General features: G+C 57.9%; 6 protein-coding genes. 4 read left to right on the top strand and 2 right to left on the bottom strand.

From position 1 onward, the window contains the following. Positions 1–212 precede the first annotated feature (212 nt). Together PHC90_13610 and katG are read left to right on the top strand one after the other, a co-directional pair. The gene (locus tag PHC90_13610) at positions 213–647 is read left to right on the top strand and encodes a Fur family transcriptional regulator (protein ID MDD3847381.1); all 435 of its coding nucleotides are present in this window, start codon (positions 213–215) and stop codon (positions 645–647) included. A 117-nt stretch (positions 648–764) separates the two neighbouring features. Further along, positions 765–2,948, top strand: a complete 2,184-nt coding sequence (gene katG, locus PHC90_13605; GenBank protein ID MDD3847380.1) for a catalase/peroxidase HPI — start codon at positions 765–767, stop codon at positions 2,946–2,948. Positions 2,949–3,094: 146 nt separating this feature from the next. Here katG and PHC90_13600 read toward each other — a convergent pair whose 3' ends face one another. Further along, positions 3,095–4,843: an amidohydrolase gene (locus PHC90_13600; GenBank protein MDD3847379.1), complete on the bottom strand. Its 1,749-nt coding sequence runs from the start codon at positions 4,841–4,843 to the stop codon at positions 3,095–3,097. Between the two features lie 399 nt (positions 4,844–5,242). After that, positions 5,243–5,494 (bottom strand): hypothetical protein, encoded by a 252-nt coding sequence (locus PHC90_13595; protein MDD3847378.1) that lies wholly within the window; start codon positions 5,492–5,494, stop codon positions 5,243–5,245. Between the two features lie 313 nt (positions 5,495–5,807). On the opposite strand from PHC90_13595, the gene PHC90_13590 reads away from it, so the two are divergent. Together PHC90_13590 and PHC90_13585 are read left to right on the top strand one after the other, a co-directional pair. Continuing rightward, a complete protein-coding gene (locus PHC90_13590; GenBank protein ID MDD3847377.1) occupies positions 5,808–6,086 on the top strand; it encodes a type II toxin-antitoxin system RelE/ParE family toxin in 279 nt (92 codons plus the stop codon). A 10-nt stretch (positions 6,087–6,096) separates the two neighbouring features. Next, the gene (locus tag PHC90_13585; protein MDD3847376.1) at positions 6,097–6,420 is read left to right on the top strand and encodes a HigA family addiction module antitoxin; all 324 of its coding nucleotides are present in this window, start codon (positions 6,097–6,099) and stop codon (positions 6,418–6,420) included. The last annotated feature ends 414 nt before the right edge of the window (positions 6,421–6,834 follow it).

Raw genomic sequence — 6,834 nt, 5'->3', positions numbered from 1 at the left:
CTCTGCGAGGCCAACCTCACTGGTGCCAATCTCTCACGGTCCAAACTGGGTAATGCCGACTTCGCGGGCGCTACATGGATTGACGGAACAAAAAAATAGAGTACTTCCAATTGAGACCAAGGCAGGTCTTTTAGTGACAAACCAGGGCTCCCTTGACAATATTCGGATCCTCGCTATAATATCCTAATCAGGAATTGTTCCTGATTGATGCCATGACCAGAGAATCGGCGCTAAGAGAATTAAGGGAAAAGGGACTGAAGATCACTCCGCAGAGGCTGGCTATTATTGAGGTGTTGGCGGCAATGGGGAACCTTCACCCCAGAGCGGCGGCCGTGTACCGGGAGGCAAAGAAGATGCACAAGAGTTTGAGCCTCTCGACCACGTATGCCACGCTCAACCAGCTTTCCGCTCACGGCATCATCAAGATGCTCCAGTTTGACACCGCGGATAACAGGTGCGAGGCGAACACCGAGGAGCACGTCAACCTGATATGCGATGGCTGCGGGAAGATAGTCGATTACGAGGTGTCTGCCCCGGCGGATCCCACGGAGGTGGAGAAGAGAACGGGCTTCTCGGTCACGGACACAAGACTGGAATACTACGGCTACTGCGAAGAATGTCAAAAAAGAGGAATGGGCAAGGGGTGATCGGCCTTGCCCAACCGGCTCTGGCTGAGAACCGTGTCGGATAGATGGGCAGCGAAACACTATTAGTATCCATAGCAGCGCTGTTCGACAATTGGCACAACGAAAGGAGCGAATATCATGGATGAGGAAAGAACGGGAACACCTCCCAGAGACATGTCCGGTGGTGGCAGAACGAACCGGGATTGGTGGCCGAACCAGTTGAACCTGGACATGCTGCACCAGCATTCCTCCAGGTCCAATCCGATGGGTGAGGGTTTCAACTACGCCAGCGAGTTCAAGGGCCTCGACCTGGAGGCCGTCAAGAAGGACCTCCGCGAACTGATGACGAGGTCACAGGACTGGTGGCCGGCGGACTTTGGCCACTACGGACCCTTGCTCATCCGTATGGCATGGCACAGTGCCGGCACCTACCGCGTAAGCGACGGCCGCGGCGGCGCAGGCAGGGGTAACCAGCGCTTTCCACCGCTTAATAGCTGGCCCGACAATGTCAATCTCGACAAGGCGCGCAGGCTCCTCTGGCCGGTCAAGCAGAAGTACGGCCGGAAAATTTCATGGGCAGACCTGATGATCCTCGCCGGCAACGTCGCCCTGGAATCCATGGGTTTCAAGACCTTCGGTTTCGCCGGGGGGCGCGAGGATATCTGGGAACCGGAGAAAGATGTTTACTGGGGCTCCGAGACCGAGTGGCTTGGAGACAAGCGCTACGCCGGTGATCGGGATCTCGAAAATCCGCTGGCTGCCGTGCAGATGGGCCTGATCTATGTGAACCCGGAAGGCCCGAACGGCAACCCGGACCCGATCGCCGCGGCGCGGGATATCCGTGAGACCTTCGCCCGCATGGCGATGAACGACGAGGAGACGGTGGCCCTCATTGCGGGCGGGCATACCTTCGGCAAGACCCACGGTGCCGGTGATGCGTCACTGGTGGGCCCGGAGCCGGAAGCAGCGGGTATCGAGGAGCAGGGCCTGGGCTGGAAGAGCAGCTTTGGCACGGGCAAAGGTGGCGACACGATCACGAGCGGCCTGGAGGTTACCTGGACCAACACGCCGACGAAGTGGAGCAACAACTTCTTCCGGATCCTCTTCAGCTTCGAATGGGAACTGACGAAGAGCCCGGCCGGTGCGTACCAGTGGACGCCGAAGGGCGGTGCAGGCGCCGGTACCGTGCCCCACGCACACGATCCCTCAAAACGTATAGGGCCAACCATGCTGACCACCGACCTCTCCTTGCGCTTCGACCCCGTCTACGAAAAGATCTCACGCCGCTTCTACGAGAACCCGGATCAACTCGCGGACGCCTTCGCCCGCGCCTGGTTCAAACTGACGCACCGGGACATGGGTCCCCGCTCACGCTATCTCGGCCCGGAGGTTCCGGCGGAAGAACTCATCTGGCAGGACCCCATCCCTGCCGTGGACCACAAATTGATCGATGAACAGGACATCGCATCCCTCAAGGACAAGGTCCTCGCATCCGGTCTGTCGGTGTCGGAGTTGGTTTCAACGGCCTGGGCGTCGGCGTCCACCTTTCGTGGCTCCGACAAGCGCGGCGGTGCCAACGGTGCCCGCATTCGCCTGGCACCGCAGAAGGACTGGGAAGCCAATGAGCCAGCCCGGCTTGCGAAGGTGCTGGGGACCCTGGAGGGCATCCGGGCCGCGTTCAACAGCGCCCGGAATGACGGCAAGAAAGTATCGCTGGCCGATTTGATCATTCTGGCCGGCTGCGCGGGTGTCGAGCGGGCCGCGAAGAATGCCGGTCACGAGGTGACGGTTCCCTTCACACCGGGACGCATGGACGCCTCGCAGGAGCAAACCGACGCGGCCTCTTTCGCCGTGCTTGAGCCGAAGGCAGACGGCTTCCGCAACTACCAGAAGACCCGCTATGCCGTATCGGCCGCGGAACTGCTCGTTGACAGGGCGCAATTGCTGACCCTGACCGCACCGGAAATGACGGTGCTCGTAGGCGGCATGCGCGCTCTGAACACAAACTTCGGAGGGTCCAGGCACGGCGTCTTCACCACGCGCCCGGAGGCGCTGACCAACGATTTCTTCGTGAATCTCCTTGACATGGACACGACGTGGAAGACAACCGAGGAAGATGACAACGTATTCGAAGGTCGTGATCGCGCATCTGGCGCGCTCAAGTGGGCTGGCACCCGTGTGGACCTCATCTTCGGCTCGAACTCCCAGCTCAGGGCCGTGGCGGAAGTTTACGCATGCGATGACGCACAGGAGAAGTTCGTACAGGACTTTATAGCGGCATGGAACAAGGTAATGAACCTTGACCGTTTCGACCTCTCCTGATTGCGGGAACTTTGGCGGCAGGGGACATTAAGAGAAATTAAGTTATTCTTCAATTAAACACTGAATTGTTTGAGTTTCTTAATTTCTTGCGATGTCGCCTGCATGCCCTGATCGCATATCTCCCCAAAGTTCCCCTATGGTCATCTTTATCGAGTCGAAACCGCATTATAAGTCGAGGCGAACGCTGCACCGAAGAGTCGGTTCAAGATGCATACGCAACCTCCGGCTGTGTGATCCCCATGGTTCTCGTGCGCAGCCGAGAGCGATGCGGCCAGCGATTCGTTGTCCCGTGCCGGTCCGAGACTAGCCTGGGTTTGGCCCGGGCGCTTCACCGGCAGGACGCGGCCTTCATGAACGGTACCCCACACCGGGATGTCCTTGATCCTGGCCGCATCGCATGTGACCGGATTGTCCCCAAGAATGGTGAAATTGGCCAGTTTGCCGGGGACAATGCTTCCCACTTTCTGTTCCAGTCCGAGGGAATAGGCGGCGTCGAGCGTCACGGCCTTGAGTGCGCCTTGCCGGCTGACGCGCTGGTCCTTGCCCGCCACGCGGCCGGACATGGTGACGCGATTAACGCCGCAATGCATGAGAAACAGGGGCTGACCCGGAGCCATTGGCATGTCGGAGTGGTAGGAAAAGGAAATCCCCGCCCGCTCGACGTCGCCCATACGCACCATGTGATCGGCGCGCTCGGGGCCAAGGCCGAACTCGCTGTACTTGTCCGCCAGCGCAGTGACGTAATACGGGTTCCCGCTGACAATGGCCCCGAGGCGCTTGATGCGCTCCACCTGGTCCCTGGTTGACACGGCAAAATGGATGACGACGGTCCGGTGGTCATGGCGGGGATTGCGGCGCATGTTCAGCTCCAGGTTGTCGAGCACCATGTCGATGCCACGGTCACCGTTCACATGGATGTGGATCTGATACCCGCCATCCCAGTAAAGGCGGAATGCCCTGGCAAACACGTCAGGATCCATCAGCCACGCCCCTTCGTGGCCGTCGAGGTAGGGCTCGCGGACCTGCATGGCCAGCGAGTAAATGGCGCCGTCGGCGAAGAGCTTGATCTGCTTCGGCATCATGGCGGTCATGCCCGCACCCCAGTTGAGCACTTTCACGGTTTCCGCGATGGTGTCGCGGGGATAGGCCGCGATGAGGGACTTCCCGTCCGGAATAAAGTAGAAGCGGAAGGGATTCGATGGGGCGGAGAGAACGGCATTGACACCGTCCTGGATCTTCTTCGAAAGAATACCGCCGGGTTCGCAGCCCAGAGTCACCCCGTTGGCATGATAATAGGCCACCATGAATTCCAGCCCCCGCCGGAATCGATCAGGTGTGGCAACGGCGGGCAGGAGCCTGGGGGCAACCCCAAAGAGTCCCTGCTCCCAGAAGTGACCTTCGTCGATATTCGACTGTGCCCGGGCGCTCGTGGTCATACCGGCAATAAAGGCCGCATCCACGCCGTACGTCTCAAGCGCCCTGGTATTGACGATGAATTCGTGGCACGAGCGGTGCCAGACGATGATGGGGCGGGCGGTGCTGATCTTATCAAGATCGGCACGCGTGAGTTTGCCATGGAACGCCTGATGATAGCCCCAGGTGACCAGGACTTCGTTGGGGTCCTTGAGTTTCGCCTCCGCCGCCTTGAGGCGCCTGTGGTATTCCTCCATGTTCTTCGCCGCGGGGACGGTGCCGGAGGGCAGGACCCAGTCCTCGATGGCGATGATCTCCGACATCATGGTCAGGGCGGTGAGGAACGGATGGTCGTGCTGGGCGATCAAACCAGGCACAATAACCTGGTTGGCGAAGGTCTGATCCACCGCATATGGCTGCTTGCCGACCACGGCCTTCAATTCATCGAGGGAACCGACGGCGAGAATCCGGTCTCCCTGCACCGCCACCGCCCGGGCGGTCGGTCGGGAGGGATCAAGCGTCACAATCTCCCTGGCGGTGTAGATCGTCAACGAAGGAGGGCCGGCCAACACCGCGCTCACATCCTGGAGGGTGCCGCTCTCAGCGTGAGCGCCGCCGGCAAAAGCGGCGAGTACGACAACTACTGTAATGACCAATCTCATCATTGCAAAACCTCCTTCGTGATCCGCGCCCTCCGGACATGTCCGGAAGCCGGGGTGGACCCGGAGTCAGGCCGTCCTTGCATTCCGTCTTCGCCGGGAGACCCTTCACTTCATACGGCGTGTCTCGAAAGACTCATATGCGCAGTGGTCCGAGCACCTCCGGTGCATCTCGGGTTCTTGCGCAAGCTGGTTGAGGGCGACGAGTGCCTCGTCGTCGTCCTAAACACATTCCTCCAGGGGAAAAGTGAACGCCCTGATACCGACATCAGGGTACTGTGTTTTCAGACCCCGCACGACCTCAAGAAGAGCGGGGAGTTCCTCATCGGGAACAGGAATGAAGACGGCGTTGGCCTTGCCGCTCGACCTGGTCCCTTTATACAGTTTCAGATAGGACCTGACACCGGCCCCCGCGAAGGCCTCCGTGATCGGCTCATCGAAGTAATCGTCATAACCCACAAAGAACATCTTCATAGTCCCTCCTTCTCCGCGCGAAAGGCGTCTTGCGTTCCTGAGGACATGGTCCGTCTACCTTCTGAGACTATTACAGATATCCTGAAATAGCAACAAAAGGTGGCATGACCCGCTTGAGTGGCGGAGGCAGGAACCTCAACCAGTGGGTGGAAGAGGTGCTCAGGAAGGCCGTCCAGAGATGAGGTTCCTGTTGCTCACGACACCCGCTGAGGCCAGCCGAGGGACATCCTGCAGTCCTCCTCCCTGTTTAAACGGCCTCTACCTTTATTTTGTTGTCTCTTGACGATAATCACGAGTGGCGTTATTATATACCGTGATCAAATCATTTAGATGCGAAGAAACGGAAAAGCTTTCAAAAGGGTATGCTGTCAGACGATTTGGAGCGATAGCGAAAGCAGCCAGACGCAAGCTCAGGCAAATAGAAATTGCCGGGAGACTTGACGATTTGAGAGTGCCGCCGGGAAACCACCTTGAAGCACTCAAGGGTAACAGGCAGGGGCAATACAGCATTCGGATCAATGATCAGTGGAGAGTCTGTTTTCGTTGGACCGAGGCTGGCGCAGAGAGTGTCGAAATAGTTGATTATCATTAAGGAGCGCAGTATGACGAAACTTGACCCAATAACCCCCGGGGAACTTCTTCTGGAGGAGTTTTTGAAACCGATGTCTCTTAGCCAGTACCGTTTGGCTAAAGAAATAGGGGTTCCTGCCCAGCGAATCAGCGAAATCGTGTCCGGGAAACGCTCTATCACGGCCGATACTGATCTGCGATTGTGCCGCTTCTTAGGTCTTTCTAATGGCTACTGGCTACGTGCCCAGGCCGCGCATGACACAGAGGTTGCGGAACGAGTGCTCGCCAAAACCCTGAAAAAGATAACCCCCTGGTCAACCCAAAAGCCTCAGCGAGGTTCCGGAGCAGATCAATAGCGGAGATTCTCGGCAGATTCCACTTCAAAGTGCACCACCGGAGCCAACGAGGGCGTCGGTCCGCCGGGCAAGGTGTCCTTTACGTTCTATTCCAGATAGCGACCCACCCTTTTCAAAAGGCCTTAAAGAAAGTGTTTGTTTTCCCTTTGATTATCCTGCTTCTTATAAATGTCAGAAATCGCCGGCCTCTATTTTTATTCCTGCCAACAGATTCAGAATGCGCAGCCCGGAAAAATACCGGCTGAAAAGTTGTCCCGGTATTGTCCATCCATGTTCAGACCGAGTTGCCTGGCGGTAAACCGCCGGCTTTACCGAGAAACTTACAAAATTTGATTGCGTATTACTACCGAATTTGGCCGCTGGAGTGCGCATTGTCAATACATTACTATTGGGGGGGGTCGTAGGTGACCCCAA

Source organism: Syntrophorhabdaceae bacterium (assembly GCA_028698615.1).
In the GTDB taxonomy this organism is placed as follows: domain Bacteria; phylum Desulfobacterota; class Syntrophorhabdia; order Syntrophorhabdales; family Syntrophorhabdaceae; genus Delta-02.
Note: the sequence above shows the minus strand (reverse complement) of the source record. Positions and strands in the feature narration are given on the sequence as shown.